This is a genomic window from Sinomonas sp. G460-2, from assembly GCF_047759905.1.
Lineage (GTDB): Bacteria > Actinomycetota > Actinomycetes > Actinomycetales > Micrococcaceae > Sinomonas.
The window spans coordinates 1-1,040 of sequence record NZ_JBKZWT010000569.1 but is presented as its reverse complement, the minus strand read 5'-3'; the positions used below and the strand labels follow the sequence as shown (position 1 = coordinate 1,040).

General features: G+C 73.3%; 1 protein-coding gene and 1 pseudogene. One reads left to right on the top strand and one right to left on the bottom strand.

Going from position 1 to position 1,040, the window contains the following annotated elements; translation table 11 throughout:
- Nucleotides 1-487 (bottom strand): annotated as a pseudogene (locus ACLN58_RS22515) (hypothetical protein); the annotation flags it as partial.
- Nucleotides 488-524: 37 nt separating this feature from the next.
- On the opposite strand from ACLN58_RS22515, the gene ACLN58_RS22510 reads away from it, so the two are divergent.
- On the top strand, nt 525-1,040 hold a 516-nt coding region (locus ACLN58_RS22510; RefSeq protein WP_415857426.1), incomplete at its 3' end, for a DUF1992 domain-containing protein.

Below are 1,040 nucleotides of genomic sequence, written 5' to 3'. Positions count from 1 at the left end.
GGCCCCCGGCGCCCTGGCTGCGCCCGCCGAGGTACAGGGTCTCCTGCCGCTCGAGCTCGGCCGATTCCCGCTCCCGGATGCGGTCGAGCGCTTCTTCCGTGAAGCCTGAGGCGAGGAGCCGCCGGACCAGCAGCGCGTCGACGTCGGAGCGGCGCTCGCCGTCGCACGACGCGATCGCCCCGAACGCGACCTCCTCGTGGCCGGGGATGCCGAGCTTGCGCGCCGGGACGACGTCGAACGGGAGGCGGAGGGCTCGCGCGACCTCGGCGGCGACGGCGACTCCGCCACGGCTCAGGCCGAGGACGAGCGGGGGCAGGGTAGACGGGGCGGAGTGGCCGGCGGGTCCTGAGGGGACGTCAGCGAGGCTCGTGAGGATCCCCGGGAGGACCGCCGCGAGGGCTCGCCCCGCTTCGCCGCGGCTCGCGTACCGGCCGGGGCTCTCCTCGCCGTAGTTGTCCGGAAGCTTGTCCCGCTGGGGCCATGCCATGCGATCCAGTATGCGCGTGCGTCGGATACTGGAAGAGATGAACGCACGGGGACCGGACGATCGACAGCAACGGCTCGAGCGGGCCGCGGAGCTTCGGGCCGCGGGCCACAGCCCGAGTCACGACAGCCAGATTCGCGACGGCCAGAGTCGCGGCGGCCCGAGTCGCGACGGCCAGCTCAACGAGGAGCGGCTCGACGAGGAGCGGCTCGACGAGGAACTGCGCCAGAAGCGCCTGAAGTTCGACTACGCCCGCCGCGCCGACTATCTCATCCGCGACGCGATGGCGCGCGGCGAGTTCGATCACCTCCAGTACGCGGGCAAGCCGATCCCGGGCCTCGGCGGCACGTACGATCCCGACTGGTGGATCAAGGGCCTCATCCAGCGCGAGCACCTGACCGGCCTCGGCCCGAAGGCGCTGCTGCTGCGCGTCGAGGATGCCGAGCTCGACGCTCGGCTCGACGCGCTCCCCTCCGAGCGGCTGGTGCGCGACGCCGTCGCGGACTTCAACGCGCGCGTCATCGACGCCCGGCGGCAGCTCGAGGGCGGCCCACCG